Below are 19,818 nucleotides of genomic sequence, written 5' to 3'. Positions count from 1 at the left end.
TCTTAAAAGAAAAAGACTATCGTTCCAATGAACAACATTGACGACTTTTTTGGGATTAAATTTTTTTTGCATGCTTTATCATGTAAGGAATTTTTGACTAAATAAAAAATAAGCTGTATTGACCCGATATGAAAAAAGATGATTGATGATAGTGTTATCTATGCTCATACCCATTAAAGATCCGCTAAATTTCCTGATAAAATTTAGCCTAAATGCATTAGACAAGTGTAATTTAGAAAAATAAATATTAAATTGGTTAAGCTCATTTGACGTTTTATTTTAGCGCGTGAATTTAAACATAATACATCCTTGTCTTGTGTGGCTGATGTGTAGCGCACTAAATTATGAGATAATTTCATTAACGTCATAGTATTAAATCAATTCAGGTTAATCCAATGGGTATTAATCGACAAAGGAAGCGTTTGTGTTAGCTAACTCAATAGTTGTGCTCGATTTTGAAACCACGGGTTTATCGCCAGCTCAAGGAGAACGTGCGATTGAAATCGGCGCTGTTAAACTTGAAAATGGCATAGTGACCGACCGGTTTCAAGCTTTGATGAATCCAGGTCGACGCATTAATAGTTTTATTGAAAACTATACCGGTATTAGTAATAGAATGCTGGCGGTTGCATCGCCTTGTGCAAAAGTGATGACTGATTTTGCGAGCTTTATCGGCGAGAGTAATTTATTAGCGCACAACGCCTCTTTTGATGGTCGTTTTCTCGAGGCTGAATTTGCTCGTTTGGGTCGTCAGGTTTTAGGTGAGTTTACTTGTTCGTTATTAATATCACGCCGTATTTATCAAGATGCGCCAAATCATAAATTGGGCACCTTAATTGATTATAAAAATATTGCCGCCGATGGGAGTTTTCACCGAGCGTTATTTGACGCAGAAATGACCGCAGAACTCTGGTTGATTATGTTAAATGATATTAGCGAACGCTACGGATTAGAAGATATTCCCTTTAGTTTGATCAAGCGATTAGCTAAAACGCCTAAAGCGCAAATCAACACGTTACTGACTAATTACGCCAGTAAAATAACTAAAGCCGTTTAGGCTTAATATACCTAGCCATATTAGCGGCTAACGGCTTTAATATTAATCGCTTTGGCCAACATAACGGTATTAATTTCTATTACAAAGATTAACGTTTGTTGTTTATCTTAGAGAAATGTTGAAAATTATCCCCGCTTAACGCGAACGCCAAAGTATAAATTAAGCTTATTTAGTAATAACTTATTCTAAGGTATGCTGTTTATATATTGAAAGTATAATTTAACCATAGAAAAAATTAGGGATTTACTTTGGCTGAAAAGATGATAAAAGCGGTAAAAGGTTTTGCTTTAGTACTGAGTGATGATGAAAAATTAACCCCCTCACAAAGAATAACAGGCATTGAAAAAACACTACCCGCACTCAAACCTGGGCAAGTATTAGTTAAAATGCTGGCTACACCGGTTAATCCCTCTGATTTAATGTATTTACTGGGTAAATACGGTTTAACCGCGCAAGAGGGTGACTTTGTTGGCTTTGAAGGTTGTGGCATTGTAGAAGCCGCCAATGCCGGACTTTACGGTAAGTGGTTAACGGGCAGGCGGGTTGCTTTATCAGCACAACCCGGTATTGACGGCGTGTGGGCTGAATATGCCATAACGCAAGCAAATTTATGTTTGCCGGTTCGAAAAGCATTAAGTGACGAGCAAGCGGCAACGATTATAGTTAATCCTTGTACTTCTGTTTGCCTAGTAGAGCGAGCTATAGCACTGGGCAGTAATGCCATTGTGATTAATGCTGGGGCAAGCCAAGTGGGCAAGGGCGCTATTCGTTATGCAAAACTTAAAGGGATTAAGACCATAGCGACAGTGCGCAGTGCAGCGAATGTTGAGGTTTTGCAAGCGTTAGGGGCCGATTGCGTGTTATTAACGTCAGACGATAATTTTGATCATTCATTAAAGCATTGGTCGAAAAAACTCAAGGCAAAAGTATTGTTGGATTCTGTTGCCGCCGATGATACCCCTAGAGTTTTAAACGCCATGCCTAATAGTTCTACGGCCTTGGTTTATGGTCGACTCACCGAAACTCAAGATGTGCTTGGTGGCTTGTTTAGTGTGGCTGATGTGATCTTTCGCGATATGCGAATAGAGGGTTTTTGGTTGGCAAAATACATTGGTGACGCTTCACCGTTACAGGTATTAGCCTTGAGTTCGAAAGTACAAAAATTGTTTGCTCAAGGGATTTTTAAGACAGATATTTATGCCCGAGTTGGTTTTGATGATTTTGCCCAAGCATTAGACCATTACGCAGAACATAAAAGTGATGGCAAGGTGATATTATTACCTAATAATTAAAAATTATATTTTTCTATCAGTTTTTGATAAAGAGCAGTCGTTTTATATTTTTTCATGGCTTGATTAAATGCATGCACATCATCAGCATTTTTAAAGGCCATGCTATAAGAGCTTATTGGAAAAATATGGTGAACTTTAATATCACTTTCTCTTTCATTTAACTTGAGTTTATTTAAGTAGTATAAAAATATTTTCAAATCCATTACGACTACTTCTACACGGCCTAAAAATAGTAACTCTAGCTGTTTTTCTTGATCTACCACTTGAATGAAAATTGGACTATCAGTAACCGTCTCAGCAAATTCGACTCCTAATATTTTGTGAGCTATTTGAAATGACGCAATCGAGTAATTGCTTATATCTGCAATGCGATTAAGTGACACGGCATTCTCTTTTAACGAAATGGCCACGTTTTGATAATCGATGTAGTTTTTACTTAGGGTGTCTATATTAGGGAATACGTGTTTATTCGCCGTCATTACCGCATCAATATCGGGTAACGCGAGCATTTTTTCTGAACGGCCATAGGGGATGAAAATAAACTCTGGTGCTTTGCCTATCATGGTTAATATTTGCTGAATTAACTCTAACTCGAAACCCGAATGATTTTCTTCAATAACATAAGGCGGCTTAGAAAGTCCAAGCACCACTTTAAAGGGTTGATTTGCCAAACAGTTAATGGACATTAGGCTGAAAAAGATAAAGATAATAATATTTTTTGACATACAAACTTCTACCACGGGATTTTCTAAGCTTTATACTTCGCTAGTAATATCAGCGTAACTAGCTTGCAACGAGAGGATAATATTTTCTGGTGATAATTCTATCTCTAAACCACGCTTACCACCACTAATAAAAATAGTATTTAACGCTTCAGCGCTGTGGTCAATCAGGGTTACTAATGGTTTTTTTTGCCCTAATGGACTAACGCCCCCAAGGACATAACCGGTAGAGTTTTGTACTTTATTGGCATCAGCCATTTTAATTTTTTTAGCCTTAAGGTTTTTTGCCAGCTTTTTTAAACTGAGTTGCTTAACCACAGGTATAATAGCAACGGCTAAATAAGCATTATCGACATCAACCACTAGGGTTTTAAAAACCACTTCAGCGCTAACCTTGAGTTTATCAACTGCTTCAAGGCCGAATGATTTACAATTAGCATCATGCTGATAGTGATGTAATTGATAAGCGAGTGTTAATTTATTCAGTTGCTTAACGGCAGGTGTCATCTTAATTAACTCTTCTTTAATATTTTGAATCTAATCTAATCTAAGCAATTCATAGCCTAATTTATTTCACATAAAGCGCTTTATTCAACCACTAAGCTATCAGTTATTTTTTGCGCCAATGAGGTGATCACTTTTCGCATTTGCTCGACAGCGTGCTCATAGCCATTTTCATTAAGCGCTACGGTTAGAGTAAAGTTATGCGCTTTTCCTAGATTTTGCCCGTTTTTATCTGGCAGCCAATAAGTACCTGAAAGTAGGGCTTGTGATTGATGAGTGGCATGAAATGCCGTGATGTTAATAACAACGGCTGTTGCCGCGGTAGCTTGGTTTTTTACTGGTGTGACAATATAATGAAAATGACTATCAATATTATTTAAGTCTTGCGCTAAGGCTTGTGTAAAGCTGTTCTGTAATGGCTCTGCCCACATATGAAAGTGCGAGTAATGCAATTGGTGACTAGAAAGCTGTAAAACCAAACTGGGTTGTCTTAAATAATCAGGTAATGCTAACAAGGTAATACCAAGGGGCTGACGATTGTTATTATGCCTGTTATCAGTGTTAACTGCGCCGGTTGCGGTTGGACTATTAAGTAAATAATATTGTGTTTTGTTAGCAGGAGCCGAGCCACAAGCTCCAAGTAGAATAATTGACACAAGAGCGACGATTAAAGTCTTTTTCATGGTTGTGCTCCATTAAGTTTTGTTGGTATTGGCTCAGCCACTTCACCATTATTAAAGAGTAAGCTATTAGGTTTATGCTTGAGTTGATTCAGCAAAGGCTTTAATTCGTTCATTGTTGCCGTGAGCGTATGTAATGTGGTGCGCAGTTCTTCATAGCCCTGAGAGCCAGATGACAAGTCTTTGGTTAAGGTATTGATACCTTGTAAGGCTTTACTGAGTTCGCTACTAATTTGTTGCTGCTCAACATTACTTAATAAGCTATCAAAGCTATGGCTTACCCCTTGTAACTCTTGCGCGGTTTGCGTCATTTCTAACATCAGTTTATTGGCATTTTTACTCATATTATTGAGCGGAATATTATTTAAGTTATCCATAAACTGTTCCGCTTTTGCGGTAATTTGCGAAAAGTCATCACTACTGGTTGGAATAATTAGGAAGTCTTCATATTTTGCTATTTCGCTGATGGGTTGATCTTTATTGTGTTGTAAATCAACGTATAGGCTGCCAGTTAAAATATTTCCTGTGCGTAAAACGGCTTTTAAACCATGCTCAATCCAGTAAATATTTTGTTTGGTCATAAGCGCTTTACCTTCATCATTATCGGGTAGGCCTATTCGACCTGGCTGTAGACTGATCAGTACGGGAATTTTAAAGTCTGCCTTGGTAAATTTGTTCTCACTTCGGGTTAATGCCATGTTGACCGATTGCACTTTACCTATTTGTATTCCTCGATACTCAACGGGTGCGCCAACAGACAAGCCTCTAATAGAGTCGCTGACCAGTACTACAAATTCGATAGATCGGCGGTATCTCTCGTCGTCAGCAGCTTCATAACTCTCGTAGATATCAAAATATGAACGCTCACCAATTTTTTCGCCAATGCTCATGCCTTTAGGAATACCGAAGGTGGCACCGTTGGTTAACATAGTTTCAAAATTGCCAGTTTTAACTGATATGCCATCGGCATTTAAATCAAGTTGCAGACCACTAACATCCCAAAACTTAGTATTACTGGTGATAAGTTGATGATATGGCGCTTTGATAAAAGCATTGTAATAAACAACACGTTCTTCAAAATTAAAATAGATATCCTCAAACTGGCCAACGGTTAAACCTTTATAAATAATGGGATCACCTTTTTTATAAGCAAACTGGTCGTTGCTATTAAGAGTTATATGCAAGCCGGGAGTGCCTGAAGGCGTTAAGGGGGGCGAGTTTAAGGCATCAAAAACATAGCGTTCTTCATCGCTTTTTCCGGGCGATATTTCAATATACACGCCTGATATTAAGGTGCTGAGACCCGATACGCCGGTATGCGATATTTGTGGCGAAACGACCCAAAATTTACTGTCAGCCAGTAAAAATTGTTCTGCTGACTTTTTTATCTTTGCCGTAACAATCACGCCATTACCGTTTTGATTAAGCTCAATGGAACTTACTTCGCCAATATCAACATTGCGAGATTTTATTTTGGTTTTTTCAGCTTCCATGCCTTCAGCGGTAAGGAAATGTATGGTGACTTCTGTGCCTTCATTACTCCATTGATAATAAATCATCCAACAGCCAATAAATATTGCAATGGCAGGAATAAACCAGATAGTTGATACGGTTTTAACGGGCTTTATTGTCGCGTCTGGTGTTTGAGTATCATTCATGATTTTTTATATTTTTCCAAATTAATTGCGGTTCAAAACTCATTGCGGCGAGCATAGTAACAATAACTAAACCGGAAAACGCTAAGGTAGCAGCTCCAGGTGTTATGCTCATGGCTGGGCCAAGCTGAATTAAGCTAGCCAGAATAATAACGACAAAAACATCTATCATTGACCAACGACCAACAAATTCAGCCATACGATACCATTTTATTCTTTCTAAGCTTAATCTATCACTTTGTTTTTGAACACTATAATTTAACCAAGCCAGCACTAATATTTTAGCGACAGGTATAACAACACTCGCAATAAAAATAATGGCAGCGATAGGGTAGGAGCCTAAGTTCCACAGTAAAATAACCCCACCAATAATTGTGCTGGGATCATCTTGGCCCCAAAAGTGTGTAGTCATGATCGGGAGTGTATTGGCCGGTATGTACAGTACCACTGCGGTGAGCAGTAACGCCCAAGTTTTTTGCACACTTAGTGCCTGTTTTATTGGGTCTTCTTGGGCTACTTTAGTGTGACTTTGGCGTATTTCGATATTATGCGCTTTTTCAACTTTAGCCAGTAATAGGTATAACTCGCGCTTATCGATATGTAAAACTACCAGTGTCATCGACAATGTAAAGAAAATAAAAGCATAAAAAGATAAGCCTAATGCAATATCAGCCATAGAAATAATTTTGATTAAACTAACCAAAGTGCCAATAAGGAATATTTCCACCATACTCCAAGGCAATAACTTAAAAACCAAGGCCAATACTTGACCACCATACTTAGGATATAAGCCTTTATTTAGTGGGATAAGCAAGTAAATAAGCGACAACAAAACGACAGTTGGAATGGCAAATATCGTGAAAAACTCAATGAGTGCTAAAAGTTGATAATTATTATCGATTAAGACTATAAAACTTGTTATGGCGTTAAAGTGGTTTTCTAAGCCGTTGGTACTAAAGGATAAGAATGTAAAAGGTAATGAAGCTAATAAAAATATTAATGCGCTAATAGCGAAAGCAATAATTCTTTCATTAGCATTGCGATGAATTGCGCTTAATGTATAGCCACAACGCGGGCATTGTGCTTTTTGGTTTTCTTTTAATACAGGTAATTTAACGGTCAGTGCACACTCATAGCACTGAATTTCAATGGGATGTATTTTGTTGTTTAGCAAAGCTTTTGGCATTGTAAATGCCGTCCTTAAGATCAATTTTTTACAATAGCTTAAATTAGCATATATTATAGTAATCGAACTAAATAATTTTGCTGAATATTATTACTCTACGGCTAATATTTTCCGCCTTTACTCTGCTATTTTAGCTAGACTGCTTTCATCACTAAAAATGAATTCGGCTTGTACTTATAGATAATGTTTTTTATTTGTACCGGTACATAGCTAGGAAACTTTGTTCAAAACAAAGTTTTTATTAGCGATATCGAGTGACACAGGCTAGGGCGAGGGATTGCCATTATTGCTAAATTAGTATGATGCTAGTGTTAATCAGGACAAGTGAGCAATAACTAATGAAATGGCTATCAGCATTTTTAGGTAGCATGTTTAGGTAAAAAGCGCAGTTATCACATAATGATAACTGCGCTTTTTTGTTATTTTACTGTCTCGCTATTATTAACGTTTAAGCGCTACTTTTTTAGTGACGACAACTTCGGCTTCAATACGTCTATTTTCTTGATGTGCTTGAGTATTGTTAGCTGGATTTAGTAATTTTTCTTCACCCATACCCTGGGCAGTTAAACGTGTTGATTCGATACCAAATTCATTAATTAGTACTTTAACAATCGCATCAGCTCGTTGTTGAGAAAGTTTCTTATTGAATGCCGCTGGTCCTATACTTGAGGTGTGACCTTTGATTACTAATGAAATATGTGGATATTTTTTTAAAAAATCAGCGGCAGATTTAATGCTATTTAAATATTCAGGTTTTATGATGGCTTTAGCATGATCAAATTTAACCTGTAAATATAAGGTATCGTTTTCTTCAGTAAAAACAGTACAGCCAGTCATATCAACTTTGTTCGTTGCAGGCGTTGCTTTACATTGATCTTTGCTATCAATAACACCGTCGCCGTCAGTGTCTATAGGTGCAGCAACTACATCAGTTACGGGTAATGATTCAACCACAGGTTTTGTACGGACAATTTTCTTTGCCGTATCACCAAAAAAGTACATGAAACCAATTTGTGCACTCATGTCGGTATAAGTATTATCTACTTGATAATGTCCATTACCTTCAAAATATATAGCGCTACGGTCAGTGATATAATGGCGATATCCGGCACCTATATTAACCGATAACTTGGTTTCAATGACGTCTAGCGCACTTGCCCCAGCCATAACATAGAAGTTCTCTTTATTCGGAAAGTAAAGATAGTTTAAGGCGATATTTGAACCTGAGGGTGTACTTGGCGCCCAACCCACTCGGGTTAAGTTTAAGTGAGTGTAGGATAATCTGAACTCTGAAAATTCATTATAACGATGACCCATTTCAGCGCCTAGACCATTAGCATGCTTGATAAAGTCAACATCATTAGCTGTTAGTCTATCGTTATCAGTGTTCATTCGAGTACCGTGAATACCGATATAAGACCTACCCACCAGCTCTTTGGCTTTTGGTGCTTCTTGAGCGTTAACACCTAATGTACAGAGTAAAATTGACATGAGTAAAACTGACTTTGTTTGAAGAGGCACAATAAAATTCCTTTTGATATGTATGTTAATGAATTGTTTCATAACAACCACTTTATGGTAAATACAAAGAAATTGCAGCATATATATACAAATTACTGCTATAAATAGAGTTATTTATAAAATATTACGCTGTTGGTGTCCTAGCGTAAATGAGCTAGTAGTCTTAAATCCAATGAGCTCATTTATAGGGTGTTTTTGTTGTCGAGTAAGTTATTAATTAGTGCGACTTTAAAGCTATATCTATTTGCTAGAATGCTGACTGCTTCAGCGTAAAGCTGATGGCAAGAACATAAGAAAGTGAGTGATAATATTTTTATATAAAGTGTTTAACTATTAATCTACACCTGCCTTGGTTTATTTCTCTCATTGCTATGATGAAAAAATGATACAGTTACATTTTCATTAAACGCGCAGAATAATGCTATTGAAAGATTGATTTCAAGTGGCAATAATACCGAATATATTAGCCTAACGAGGATAAGATAATTAAATTTTTTAGCTACATTTGATTGTTAACATGCCAAGGGCTAATACGATTTATAACTGTGAAAAACTTATTAGGTAACAATATGAATATAGAAGCAGCATACCCTATTGGTGAGCTTGGCAAAAAGTGGACCGATGGCAATAAGGAAATATGGTTTCAACAACAGCAGAAAAAGCGCAGCTACTTTGAAGAGGTTGTTACTAAATTAGAGGGTTTAAGCGAGAACTATACTATCGAGCAGTATGGGAACTTACTCTATGATGAAGAAATTTATCCATTATATGCTTTAAAATCGACAAATTGGTTAGCAGATAAACCGGCTATTTTAATCACAGGTGGCGTACATGGTTATGAAACCAGTGGTGTTCAAGGAGCTATTCGTTTTCTACAAACCGCGGCACAGCCATTTCAAGACGCGTTTAACTTTGTGGTTTTACCTTGTATTAGTCCGTGGGGTTATGAAACCATTAATCGTTGGAATCCTTTGACGGTTGATCCTAATCGCTCATTTTATGAGAATAGCCAGGCACAAGAGTCATCTGCAGTTATGCAGTACATGGAAACCCTGGGTATTGATTTTTTGGCGCATATAGATCTACATGAAACCACAGATACTGATAACAGTGAATTTAGGCCAGCACTTTCTGCAAGAGATGCTATTGAACAGAAAAATTGGAATATACCAGACGGTTTTTATTTAGTTGGCGATAGCACTAAACCCCAAGCGAGTTTTCAAAAAGCTATTATTGCGTCGGTAGAGAAAGTCACCCATATTGCCCCTGCGGATAGCGAAGATAAATTAATCGGTGCACCTTTAGCGCAAGCTGGCGTGATTAACTATGCTGCTCGTGACTTAGGTTTATGTATGGGCTTAACTGATGCGCCATATGTTAGCACCACTGAAGTTTATCCCGACAGTCCACTGAGCAACGATGAAAACTGCATCATTGCTCAGGTGGCTGCTATTAACGGCGCATTAAATTATTTAATGGCGCTATAAAGCTATTCATTCTCGTTAAGTGAACAATTCATGAGTTTAATGGCTATTATTGCTGGATTAACCGATCTATGACTAGCAATTAAGCTATATTTTCTTGCATAATAAGCTATACATGCTATTTTCTTGCATAAATTTAATGAGGATGGTTTTTCATGCCAAAAGCTAGTGATATAAAAAAGAATGCCGCGATAGAACATAACGGTAAAGTAATGATTGTTAGAGATATTGAGCGTTCAGTACCCCAAGGTCGTGCCGGTGGCAGTTTGTACAGAATGCGTATGTACGACGTAGTGACAGGTGGTAAATTTGATGTAACCTTTAAAGCTGACGACATGCTTAATTTTGCTGATTTAACGCGTCGACCAGCAATTTTTTCTTATATTGATGGCGAAGAATACGTCTTTATGGATAACGAAGACTACACACCTTATAACTTAAGCAAAGCGTCAATCGCAGATGAAGCTTTATTCATTAATGAAGATACGCAAGGTTTATTAGTGATTATTGTTGATGGTGTACCTGTTGCTATTGATTTACCAGCAAGTGTTGAATTAGTAATTACAGAAACTGATCCGTCAATTAAAGGTGGTTCTGCCACGGCTCGTACTAAGCCGGCAATTTTATCAACAGGCTTAACGGTGCAAGTGCCAGAGCATGTGTCAACGGGTGATAAAATTAAAATTAATACCGAAGATCGTAAGTTTATGGGCCGCGCTGATAAATAATACTTTCACATTGAAGCCAACGATTAAGATCGTTGGCTTTTTATTTTCTAGTATTTATTTATCGCTTTTATTTACGACTTTTATTTAGGGTAATGAAAGTATTTTTTAAATAAGAAACCTTGTACCTAATCAAGCTTTATTTTTCGCGAAAAAATAATATCACTTTCAGTTTCTATCCCTTCAAGTATGATTTCCCCCCCGCACTATGAGCATAGTTAATTAGCGCTTTAACTAACACCAATTTCATTAATTAACCAATATATCGCTGTTCATTGGCCTGTAGTTTAATTGCAGAATTTTTTGTTGGTACTCCACTTGGAAGAGAGATAATGAACTGTCATGCAATGCCGCATAAATAATGTCTGGTGGGATATTGTTATTGTCTGTATCGGTAAACCTAGCTAATACCAATTTCATTAAGTTATTGCCCACTTGTACTGGTTAAAATACACCAAGGCTACGGTGCTCTCAATCACAATAGCCAGCTATTGCTCAATCAAGCGTCTTGCCCTGATGCATTTTCTCTGAGCACAACAAGATCACAAATTTAATAAAAGTGTTATAAACACTCAAAGGCTATAATTTCTTTAGATTTTAAATCAACAATAGGTTGACATCCTAAGCCATAGCGCTGGGATTCAGTTAGTTCTCTTAAACTCAGAGAAGCTATTTGTTTATTATTCATTCACTATTATAAAAAATCACCTATATGCATATACCCTAACTTGATACAGGTACTTATTTTAAATGAGAATTATTTTTACATATAAATGCTAGGGTTTAATAAGTGATTGATATTCAGTACTAATCTAGAACGAATATTGTTTGATATGTAAATTATGTGAAACACCTAAAGCTGTTGTTGGTTTTATTTATGGTGAAATTTCAAGCCATTAGTGCGTTGCTATCTCAATCAAGTCGACTTAATGTGACAGGAATTTTTTAGTCAGTGCTTATTGAATAGTCTTGTAATCAGTCATCATGCGGCTTGGCATTAGTACCCAGTTATAAAAAATATCCAGTTATAAAAATACTTTCATAACTGGATATTAATATAGTACTAAGCGCTTGGATTTTTGAACCGCGAAGAGCTACCTTTATATTTTTTCGATTGTGCTGTTATTGCTCGATAACAATTGATTTACCTCGACCACCAGACTCTGCTGCCGCATCTAATTGTTGCTCGTTGGCAATGATCAGCTGTACTGCGCCAAATCGACGTTCGCTGAGGGTATAGCCCATCTTTTTAAGTGCTGATTTTTCTTGCTCAGCAATACCAGGGTAATGTTGAATAACATCTTTTGGTAATAATTGATGGTGGAATCTTGGGGCATTTGCCGCTCGTTCAGCGTCCATGTCAAATTCAATCACATTAAGCATAGACTGATAAACCGAACTAATGATGGTGGTACCGCCGGGAGAGCCGGTCACTAATTTAACTTTGTTGTCTTTTAACAAGATAGTGGGGGTCATAGACGACAGCATACGCTTACTAGCTTGAATTTCATTGGCTTTGCCACCGACTGCGCCATAAATATTGGCCACACCGGCTTTAACGCTAAAGTCATCCATTTCATCATTTAAAATAAAACCAGCGCCTTCAACAATAACACCACTACCAAAAGTATAATTAATGGTTGTTGTATTTGATACGGCATTACCCCATTTATCGATAATGGAAAAATGTGTGGTGTCTGGGCTCTCTTTTAAGCCAGGCTTAATGGTGTTGGTAACTGAGATAGCATCAGCTGAAATACCCGCGATACGTGTTTTTAAGTAACTATCAGCCAGTAATTTTTCTTGAGGAACATCAAAAAAATCAGGGTCGCCTAAGTATTTTGCACGGTCAGCAAAAACACGCTTACCAATTTCTGCTAAGCGATGCATATAAGGTGCTGAATTATGTGCTAATGGCGCTTTATTATTTGATAGTAAATCATACATATTCAGCCACTGTAAAATAGCAATACCGCCAGAACTTGGTGGTGGGGCCGTTAACACTTGGTGACCACGCCACGTTTTTTCTAGTGGTTTACGCCATGTAGCACGATAATTATCTAAATCGTCATAACCAATGATGCCACCGTTTTTGGTCATGAAATCAGTAATTATTTTTGCGGTTTCACCTTGATAAAAACCATTACGGCCATTATCTGCAATGCGCTCTAGTGTTTTTGCTAAATTAGCTTGTTTAAACAAAGTACCGGTTTTAGCGCTGGCAAAGTGTTCAGCAAAATTAACCTTTATACCTTCTTGTTTGAAACTGTTAATGCGCCATGCAATGTTTTTTGCCAGATTTTCATGAACAATAAAACCTTGTTCAGCTAAGGCTACCGCGGGCATGACTAATGACTTCCAAGGCAGTGAGCCATATTTTTTGTGGGCTTGCCACATGCCATCTACCGTGCCAGGTACACCCGAAGATAAAACACCGTATAAAGACTGATAAGGAATAACATCGCCATGCTCATCTAAATACATATCACGATGGGCTTTTAAGGGGGCAACTTCACGATAATCTAAAAAGTCTGCTTTATTATCCTTATAAATCACCATAAAACCGCCACCACCGACATTACCGGCTTCGGGCAGGGTTACCGCCAAAACAAATTGTGCAGCAATAGCCGCGTCAATGGCATTCCCCCCTTGTGAAAGTATTTTTGCCGAAACCTCGGCACTAAAACTATCAGGCATTGCCACTGCAGCTTGTTGTGTTGCTTGGAGCTCAAAGGCTGAGGAAGATAATGAATAAATTAATAAGGCTATTGAGAGAGTTAATGGTTTTATCATGTAAATTAGCACTGTTGCATTTATATTTGCTGATAGATTAACGTGTTAATAATAAATGTACAGTGGCAAGTATCACTAAATCGATTATCAGCTAAAAGCTCAGGTTTAGTTAAGGCTAAGTTAAGGGAGAGCAATGACCGTTTTTTTTGTTATTAACAAAAACCAAGCTGTTGTTAATAAACGAGGTAAACGGGTATTTGAGGATTAATTATCTGCTGTTCGTAAGCTGACACTGAGTTTAACTTTGCAACGTAAGCCAAGCAACGCAAACTAAGAAAAAACCTATTGTAGGTAAATAAATGTTAGGTAAATAGTAGTTAAAGTTTAATTATCATAGCTTGAAAAACAACAAGCAATAAACTGTATTGTCACCGCAGTGCTCAAAAAGTATCAGCTTTGCTATGGCTAAGTAAAATAGCCATCTTAGGGTGCTAAAGTAATTCAGCAACAATACGTTTTAATAAAAAGGTTTCTCGTTCAATGGATAAGCCTTTTTTTTCACTATTTTTTATCACTATTTCATTGTGTAAAATAGCGGCGTGAATGTTCATCCAAAGGGGTTGCATACCATTTTGCAATTCATGGGGCTCAAATTCTGGTGCTAGTAGCTCTTGATCTATTTCGCAGGTATAGCAATAAGACAGCATATGAACCACATCATAATCATTTTTATGCCAATTACGATACTCTTCATAATATCCAAATGCTTGAATGTTATTGACATTTTGTGCCCCGGTTTCTTCACGTAATTCACGAATAAGGCCAGAAATATTATCTTCCCCTTCATCAATGCCGCCTCCCGGTAGGGTGTAATCGTGATAACGCTTGGTATATAGCAGTAAAATATTCTCACCGTTCAAGACAATGGCGCGAGTCGCTTTACGGGTGAAACGATGTGAAATATTTGAATGTAAATCGGATACTTGAGTTGATTTTAATAATCGCATGATAAATGTTTTTGTTAAATTTTTATCATTTATGGGGATAGATAGTGCTTAAATCAATAGTGAGTTGAATACAGCTTACAGAATTTTCATGTAAGGCTGCCTATGTAATCTTGAGTGAAAGTTTAGATGAAAGCTTTTTAAATAAGGTTCTTTAATGCTTTAGGAGGGTTTTTATATTTACTCAGGCTTTATTATGCTTAATGAGGTTTCGTTTTAATGTTATTTTGTTTCGTTTTGATTGAGAAAATCAGGGTGACCTTTCGATGTGAAATTTAATTTACCTTTAATACGGGAAAAATGAAACTTGTTGTGTAATAATACAAGCGTGGTAACGTTAATTAGGAGAGCCTCATGGTTCATGAAGAAGCAGTCAATGTAATAGAGCTTAGCGTCAACGCTATGGTAATGCCAAAAACTATTGAGCAGCAGTTAACTGACGCCAATGATGAAATTGCAGATCTAAAAATGCAAATTGTTTGGTTAGAGCGCTCTTACGAATAAAACAGTCATTATTCTATCAAGGCCAGTGTGATATTTCACACTGGCCTTTTTTATATCCTAAGGTAATGCTCAAGTATGCTGTTGGAATAATATTAAGCTGTTTTGTGGCGTTCAGTTATAAAAAGAACCATGGGTTAAAAGTTAAAGAATAGCGCTCAGTACTCAGTGACTTATTGGCATTTTAGCTATAGCGGGCTATCTAAATACTATAAATATCGCTTTACTGATAATATAACACTGACTTACTGATCCAAATAGATAGTGACGAAAGTATAATAACTCATAGCTTCTACTCAGTATTTTATAGCAAGTTTTATAGCAAGTAATAGTGGGAAAATCCTGACAAATGGCTTAGCATTTATTTGTCATCAGCAATGGCGTTAAAAGGAATAAGTTTGTCTTTAAAAATAACAGCATTAAGTCATGAAGTTACCGATGGTGATAACCATCGTTATTTGTTTACTGATTTATCATTATCTGTTGCACCCGGTGAATGTGTGGCATTAATGGGCGAGAGTGGCAGCGGAAAAACCACGTTATTAAATTTAATTGCTGGATTAGAGCCTATTCAGCAAGGGGAAATTGCGATTGCCAATTTACCCTTATCTAACGCCTCAGACAAACAGCTAAGTCGTTTAAGAAAACAGTACCTAGGTATTATTTTTCAGCAGTTTAATTTATTAAGCAGTTTGTCAGTACAAGACAACATTGAATTTAGTGCCAAGTTAGCAGGTCGTTTTGATGAAAATCATGGCTTAACTTTGGCTAAAGAACTTGGCATATCGTCACTTCTCGCTAAATTTCCTGCGACACTTTCCGGTGGTGAAATGCAACGCGTAGCGATTGCGCGGGCATTAAATGCAAAACCTCAGCTGTTATTAGCCGATGAGCCAACAGGTAATCTTGACAAAACCAACAGTGAACATGTCGTTGAGCAATTAGTCAATTTGGCGAAATCTAAAAATACAGCCTTACTCATGGTAACCCATAGCCTTGATGTAGCCCGCAGTATGGATAAAATTTATCGTCTTGTTGACGGCACATTAACCTCGTTTGAAGGATAGTGTGATGGTTAGTTTTAACTTAAAAAAAGTACAGTCTGAATTTCTTTTAGTGCTAAAAGCCCACATTGGCGAATATATTAATAAACCTTTACTCAACCTTGGCTTTATTTTTAGCTTAGCAATAGCAACCAGCACCTTGTTGAGTATTTTGGTGCTAAATGATGCAAGTGAGCAGCAGTATCAATCGGCCAATAGTCGTTTAAAGTCGCCTGTTGCTTTTCATATTGTACCGGCGTCGGGGCAAACTATTTCAATAAGTGATTATGCTCAGTTAAGAGCACAAGGCTTTTATCAACTCAATGCGACCCATGTTTTCAGTAAAATTTTAGCTAATGGCGAGAAAATAGCTTTTCGAGCGATAGATATTTTGCCGTTAGTGCTTACCATGCCAGCAAGCTACACCAGCAAAGCTGTCAATATTGAACAAGGCTATGCAGACTCGCTCGGTTTGACTAGTAAAAATAGTGTGCCAGTGTCGTTAACGGTCAGCAATCATGACGCGATAGCGGTGAATATCAATAATGTTGCAGATTGGGGCAATGTTGCTTTGCTTGATATTGCACTGGCGTGGCAGCTATTTCCAGACATTAAAGGCTTTAGCCATTTGATGGTCAGTGAGATGTCAGTCAGCGAAGTTTCACGACTTAAAGCGACTCTACCTCATTACCTGTCTATTCAAGAAACCTGGTCCATTACAGAACGTGAAGGTTTTGCCGATGCCTTACACCTTAATTTATCGGCATTAGCCATTTTGGGTTTTATTGTTAGCCTTTTTATTGCTTTTCAGGCAGCGAATCAGGCTTGGACCAAAAGGCGTGAGCTTGCCACACAATTGCGTTTGCTGGGTATTGAATTAAATACCATTATGAAAGTTATGCTGTGTGAGGCCTTAGCGTTAACCTTATTGGCGAGTGTGCTCGGTATGGCTATTGCCTTTGTTTTAGTGTCTTTTATATTGCCATTATTGGGCTTGACGCTAGAGCAACTTTATCAATTACAAGTCAGTGGGCAATTTCAATGGCAGTGGCAATACAGTTTATGGGCCTTTGCGATATCGTCAATGGCTGTTATGGCGGCGTTACTGAAACAATTTAGACTGATTGGCTCAGCAAAAATTGCCTTCTCTGCACGGCTACCCCAACAATATTTTAGTTTTAAAACCACAGCCATGGCTGCTGCTATTCTCTTGGTTTTATTTGTTTTTTGGCCCGACAATAACTGGCATCATTTGATGTTTAAATACGGTTTGCTGTTACTCGCCAGTGTCGCGATATTGCCTAATTTGTTGAAATTTTTTCTGCAAACATTGGCACTAATAAGCCGGTCTTTTCGCTTAAAGTTTATTTTTCAAGATGCCAGCCAGCAAGTGGGTAGGCGTTATCTGCCCATTGCCGCTTTTTATTTAGCCTTAACCGCCAGTATTGCCGCCGCTTTAATGGTGAATAGTTTTCAAAGTGCCTTTGTGTCTTATTTAAATCAGTTACTTAATGCCGACTTGTTTGTGCGTTACAACGCAGAGCAAAAACAGCCATTAAGCCAATGGTTGCAACAAAAAAACGGTGTTGAAGAATATGTTTTATTTGCCAGCACGGTGGCAAAGTATCAAGAAGACACTGTTGAGGTCCATCGCCTGAGTTCGAAAAAGCAGCAACAAAGCTTATCGCTGAAATCAGGTAAGCTGGCTACCCTTAATAGTGCAGAAAGAAGTTGTTATATCAATGAACAACTAGCCTACAAACGTTTGATTACAATACAGCAAGTCATTGAAATAAAACAAGGTCAACAAAGTATATCTTGCCGTGTTCAAGCTATTTATTACGATTATGGCAATCAAGCTTTTGCCATCAAAATACCATCAAAACTCAACATTGATGAGCTATCAGCGTGGCAAGAAACTGGCTTTGGACTGTTTTTAACCTTAGATGCTAATGTTATTAAACAAGCGCTTATTGATGATGTCGGCATAGACAGCAGCCAAATGTACCAACCAGAGCAAATCAAAAAGCTGGCGTTAGCTGTGTTTGAGCAAAGCTTTGCTTTAACACAAGCTATTGCTTTTGTATTACTTTCTATTGCTTGTTTAGGTTTGTTTTTATCAGCGAATAGTTTGGAGTTAGCCCGCAAACCCGACTTACATATTTTAAGCAGTTTAGGCTACAGCCAATTTGAGCTTTTTAGCCATATGCTATGGCAATGGTTGCTGTTAGCTTTTGGTGCTATTTTGTTAAGTTGGCCGGTTGCTACCGCCTTGGCAAATGCGCTGGTGAGCTTGATTTTACCAGCCTCTTTTGGTTGGTCAATGCCCTTGGTTTTTGAAATAGGGCCATTTGTGGTGAGTAGTGTACTCGGTATCTTGATGTTGATCCCTGCATTAGCCCTGCCATTATATAAACTTAACGTTAGAGCTAGTTTGTCATGATAAACCGTCCGGTATTGGGTAAAATTTTTCTGCTAACACTGCTTAGTTTTTTTCTGCTTGCGGCCTGTAGTGATGAAAAGCCAGCAAAGCGCTCAGCTTTGAAAGGGCTTAGTGATACGCTTGGCGATTTTGAGCAACCGACTAAAGACCCTGTTATTAGATTTGAGCAAGCACAAGCTCCACATAAAAACTTTCAACAAGAATGGTGGTATTTAACGGCTAATTTAACCACTGAAAGTGGCGAGGAATTGGCCGCGCAGTGGACTTTATTTCGTCGAGCAGTAGAAGACAAACATTGGTACTTTGCTCATGCCGCATTAGCTGATGCAAACCAGCATCAATCGGCTTTTCGCAGCGGTCGCGAAGAGTTGGGTAACGTGAAAATTACCACACAGCCTTTTAAGGCGGTAATTGATAATTGGCAGTGGCAATCAACACAAGGGTTATTACCGGCTAATTTACGCTATGGTAATCTTATAAGTGCTAATACTGAGCAAGCGTTAGCCAGTTCATCAAAGCAACAGCCACTTGCGAATAAATTAACGGTTCAGTCGCCAATGAGTGATAAGGCAATTGTTGTAGAACCAACTGTTGTAGGCTTAGCTGAGCAAGCACAACGCTGGCAGGTAAATTTGAATTTAAGCCTTGATGAAGCGCTGATAGGAAAAACACCGTATTTCCTACAAGGCGAAAACGGCTTTAGCCAAAAACATCATACCTTAGCGATCGCCAGTTATTATTATTCACAACCTTTTATTAACGTCAGTGGCGAAGTGTTTTGGCAAAATAAATGGCAAAAAGTAACAGGTAATGCTTGGTTTGATCGTGAGTGGGGTTCACAAATGTTGGCAGAAGATCAACAAGGTTGGGACTGGTTTTCACTACGCTTAAATGAAAATACTGCGCTGATGGTTTATCGAATTCGTTCAGACATTAAAGATTACCTTTATGGCAGTATTATGCGACGCGATGGCACAATTAAAACATTGTCATCAAGCGATATCAGCTTGACTAGAATCAAAGCGAATACCAAGCCACAAACATCAGGTGATAGTTCGCGCTATCCTGAGCAGTTTTCAATTGTCATTACCCAAGACGATATCGATATTGAGGTTAGCGTGATTAACAATAAGCAAATTATGCGCTTTGGTATCGAGTATTTTGAAGGTATGGTGTCATTTTCGGGCAGTCATCAAGGCAGTGGCTTTTTGGAAATGACGGGCTATGTGAATTAAGTTGGTTTTAAGTTAATGATAGATATGTTAATT

General features: G+C 37.8%; 17 protein-coding genes. 8 read left to right on the top strand and 9 right to left on the bottom strand.

The genetic code is table 11. The features are described 5' to 3' along the window. Positions 1 to 424: 424 nt before the first annotated feature. Together H4J54_RS01400 and H4J54_RS01395 are read left to right on the top strand one after the other, a co-directional pair. Positions 425 to 1,057, top strand: coding sequence for a PolC-type DNA polymerase III (locus tag H4J54_RS01400; RefSeq protein ID WP_182189038.1), 633 nt, complete (start codon positions 425 to 427; stop codon positions 1,055 to 1,057). Positions 1,058 to 1,305: 248 nt separating this feature from the next. Further along, a complete protein-coding gene (locus H4J54_RS01395) occupies positions 1,306 to 2,349 on the top strand; it encodes a zinc-binding dehydrogenase (RefSeq protein ID WP_182189037.1) in 1,044 nt (347 codons plus the stop codon). Here the strand turns inward: H4J54_RS01395 and H4J54_RS01390 are convergent. The 6 genes from H4J54_RS01390 to H4J54_RS19640 all read right to left on the bottom strand — a co-directional run bounded on the left by H4J54_RS01390 (position 2,346) and on the right by H4J54_RS19640 (position 8,617). Then, positions 2,346 to 3,074, bottom strand: coding sequence for an ABC transporter substrate-binding protein (locus H4J54_RS01390; protein WP_182189036.1), 729 nt, complete (start codon positions 3,072 to 3,074; stop codon positions 2,346 to 2,348). The two genes, H4J54_RS01395 and H4J54_RS01390, sit on opposite strands and share 4 nt — an antisense overlap. Positions 3,075 to 3,104: 30 nt before the next feature. Continuing rightward, positions 3,105 to 3,578: a Cys-tRNA(Pro) deacylase gene (gene ybaK / locus H4J54_RS01385; RefSeq protein ID WP_182189035.1), complete on the bottom strand. Its 474-nt coding sequence runs from the start codon at positions 3,576 to 3,578 to the stop codon at positions 3,105 to 3,107. Positions 3,579 to 3,658: 80 nt separating this feature from the next. After that, a complete protein-coding gene (locus tag H4J54_RS01380) occupies positions 3,659 to 4,258 on the bottom strand; it encodes a membrane integrity-associated transporter subunit PqiC (RefSeq protein WP_182189034.1) in 600 nt (199 codons plus the stop codon). Beyond that, positions 4,255 to 5,913 (bottom strand): intermembrane transport protein PqiB, encoded by a 1,659-nt coding sequence (gene pqiB / locus H4J54_RS01375; RefSeq protein ID WP_182189033.1) that lies wholly within the window; start codon positions 5,911 to 5,913, stop codon positions 4,255 to 4,257. Before pqiB ends, H4J54_RS01380 begins: the two co-directional genes overlap by 4 nt. After that, positions 5,906 to 7,096, bottom strand: coding sequence for a paraquat-inducible protein A (locus tag H4J54_RS01370; protein ID WP_182189032.1), 1,191 nt, complete (start codon positions 7,094 to 7,096; stop codon positions 5,906 to 5,908). Before H4J54_RS01370 ends, pqiB begins: the two co-directional genes overlap by 8 nt. Positions 7,097 to 7,537: 441 nt before the next feature. Continuing rightward, complete coding sequence (locus tag H4J54_RS19640; RefSeq protein ID WP_182189031.1) at positions 7,538 to 8,617, bottom strand: OmpA family protein; 1,080 nt, start codon at positions 8,615 to 8,617, stop codon at positions 7,538 to 7,540. A 569-nt stretch (positions 8,618 to 9,186) separates the two neighbouring features. Between H4J54_RS19640 and H4J54_RS01360 the strand changes: the two genes are divergently transcribed. Beyond that, complete coding sequence (locus tag H4J54_RS01360; RefSeq protein ID WP_182189030.1) at positions 9,187 to 10,104, top strand: M14 family metallocarboxypeptidase; 918 nt, start codon at positions 9,187 to 9,189, stop codon at positions 10,102 to 10,104. Positions 10,105 to 10,256: 152 nt separating this feature from the next. After that, complete coding sequence (yeiP, locus tag H4J54_RS01355) at positions 10,257 to 10,829, top strand: elongation factor P-like protein YeiP (protein WP_182189029.1); 573 nt, start codon at positions 10,257 to 10,259, stop codon at positions 10,827 to 10,829. A 246-nt stretch (positions 10,830 to 11,075) separates the two neighbouring features. Here the strand turns inward: yeiP and H4J54_RS01350 are convergent, their stop codons facing one another. The 3 genes from H4J54_RS01350 to H4J54_RS01340 all read right to left on the bottom strand — a co-directional run bounded on the left by H4J54_RS01350 (position 11,076) and on the right by H4J54_RS01340 (position 14,566). Continuing rightward, a complete protein-coding gene (locus H4J54_RS01350) occupies positions 11,076 to 11,246 on the bottom strand; it encodes a hypothetical protein (protein ID WP_182189028.1) in 171 nt (56 codons plus the stop codon). A gap of 702 nt (positions 11,247 to 11,948) precedes the next feature. After that, complete coding sequence (gene ggt / locus H4J54_RS01345; protein ID WP_182189027.1) at positions 11,949 to 13,619, bottom strand: gamma-glutamyltransferase; 1,671 nt, start codon at positions 13,617 to 13,619, stop codon at positions 11,949 to 11,951. A 431-nt stretch (positions 13,620 to 14,050) separates the two neighbouring features. Continuing rightward, positions 14,051 to 14,566, bottom strand: a complete 516-nt coding sequence (locus H4J54_RS01340) for an NUDIX hydrolase (protein WP_182189026.1) — start codon at positions 14,564 to 14,566, stop codon at positions 14,051 to 14,053. A 351-nt stretch (positions 14,567 to 14,917) separates the two neighbouring features. Here H4J54_RS01340 and H4J54_RS01335 point away from each other — a divergent pair, with 351 nt between their 5' ends. The 4 genes from H4J54_RS01335 to H4J54_RS01320 all read left to right on the top strand — a co-directional run bounded on the left by H4J54_RS01335 (position 14,918) and on the right by H4J54_RS01320 (position 19,785). Continuing rightward, complete coding sequence (locus H4J54_RS01335; RefSeq protein ID WP_182138021.1) at positions 14,918 to 15,067, top strand: hypothetical protein; 150 nt, start codon at positions 14,918 to 14,920, stop codon at positions 15,065 to 15,067. 395 nt (positions 15,068 to 15,462) lie between these two features. Then, entirely contained in the window at positions 15,463 to 16,131 is a 669-nt protein-coding gene (locus tag H4J54_RS01330) for an ABC transporter ATP-binding protein (protein WP_182189025.1), read from the top strand. 4 nt (positions 16,132 to 16,135) lie between these two features. After that, positions 16,136 to 18,550, top strand: a complete 2,415-nt coding sequence (locus H4J54_RS01325; protein ID WP_182189024.1) for an FtsX-like permease family protein — start codon at positions 16,136 to 16,138, stop codon at positions 18,548 to 18,550. Then, on the top strand, positions 18,547 to 19,785 hold the full coding sequence (locus tag H4J54_RS01320) for a lipocalin-like domain-containing protein (protein WP_182189023.1): 1,239 nt from the start codon (positions 18,547 to 18,549) through the stop codon (positions 19,783 to 19,785). The genes H4J54_RS01325 and H4J54_RS01320 overlap by 4 nt, the downstream gene beginning before the upstream one ends. Positions 19,786 to 19,818 lie beyond the last annotated feature (33 nt).

It is taken from the genome of Colwellia sp. MB3u-8 (assembly GCF_014076985.1).
In the GTDB taxonomy this organism is placed as follows: domain Bacteria; phylum Pseudomonadota; class Gammaproteobacteria; order Enterobacterales; family Alteromonadaceae; genus Cognaticolwellia.
Note: the sequence above shows the minus strand (reverse complement) of the source record. Positions and strands in the feature narration are given on the sequence as shown.

Bases quoted from the DNA above. Each gene is read 5' to 3' on its own strand.
- H4J54_RS01390 (WP_182189036.1), bottom strand. From the start codon at position 3,074: ATGTCAAAAAATATTATTATCTTTATCTTTTTCAGCCTAATGTCCATT.
- ybaK (WP_182189035.1), bottom strand. From the start codon at position 3,578: ATGACACCTGCCGTTAAGCAACTGAATAAATTAACACTCGCTTATCAA.
- H4J54_RS01380 (WP_182189034.1), bottom strand. From the start codon at position 4,258: ATGAAAAAGACTTTAATCGTCGCTCTTGTGTCAATTATTCTACTTGGA.
- pqiB (WP_182189033.1), bottom strand. From the start codon at position 5,913: ATGAATGATACTCAAACACCAGACGCGACAATAAAGCCCGTTAAAACC.
- H4J54_RS01370 (WP_182189032.1), bottom strand. From the start codon at position 7,096: ATGCCAAAAGCTTTGCTAAACAACAAAATACATCCCATTGAAATTCAG.
- H4J54_RS01360 (WP_182189030.1), top strand. From the start codon at position 9,187: ATGAATATAGAAGCAGCATACCCTATTGGTGAGCTTGGCAAAAAGTGG.
- yeiP (WP_182189029.1), top strand. From the start codon at position 10,257: ATGCCAAAAGCTAGTGATATAAAAAAGAATGCCGCGATAGAACATAAC.
- H4J54_RS01350 (WP_182189028.1), bottom strand. From the start codon at position 11,246: ATGAAATTGGTATTAGCTAGGTTTACCGATACAGACAATAACAATATC.
- ggt (WP_182189027.1), bottom strand. From the start codon at position 13,619: ATGATAAAACCATTAACTCTCTCAATAGCCTTATTAATTTATTCATTA.
- H4J54_RS01340 (WP_182189026.1), bottom strand. From the start codon at position 14,566: ATGCGATTATTAAAATCAACTCAAGTATCCGATTTACATTCAAATATT.
- H4J54_RS01335 (WP_182138021.1), top strand. From the start codon at position 14,918: ATGGTTCATGAAGAAGCAGTCAATGTAATAGAGCTTAGCGTCAACGCT.
- H4J54_RS01325 (WP_182189024.1), top strand. From the start codon at position 16,136: ATGGTTAGTTTTAACTTAAAAAAAGTACAGTCTGAATTTCTTTTAGTG.
- H4J54_RS01320 (WP_182189023.1), top strand. From the start codon at position 18,547: ATGATAAACCGTCCGGTATTGGGTAAAATTTTTCTGCTAACACTGCTT.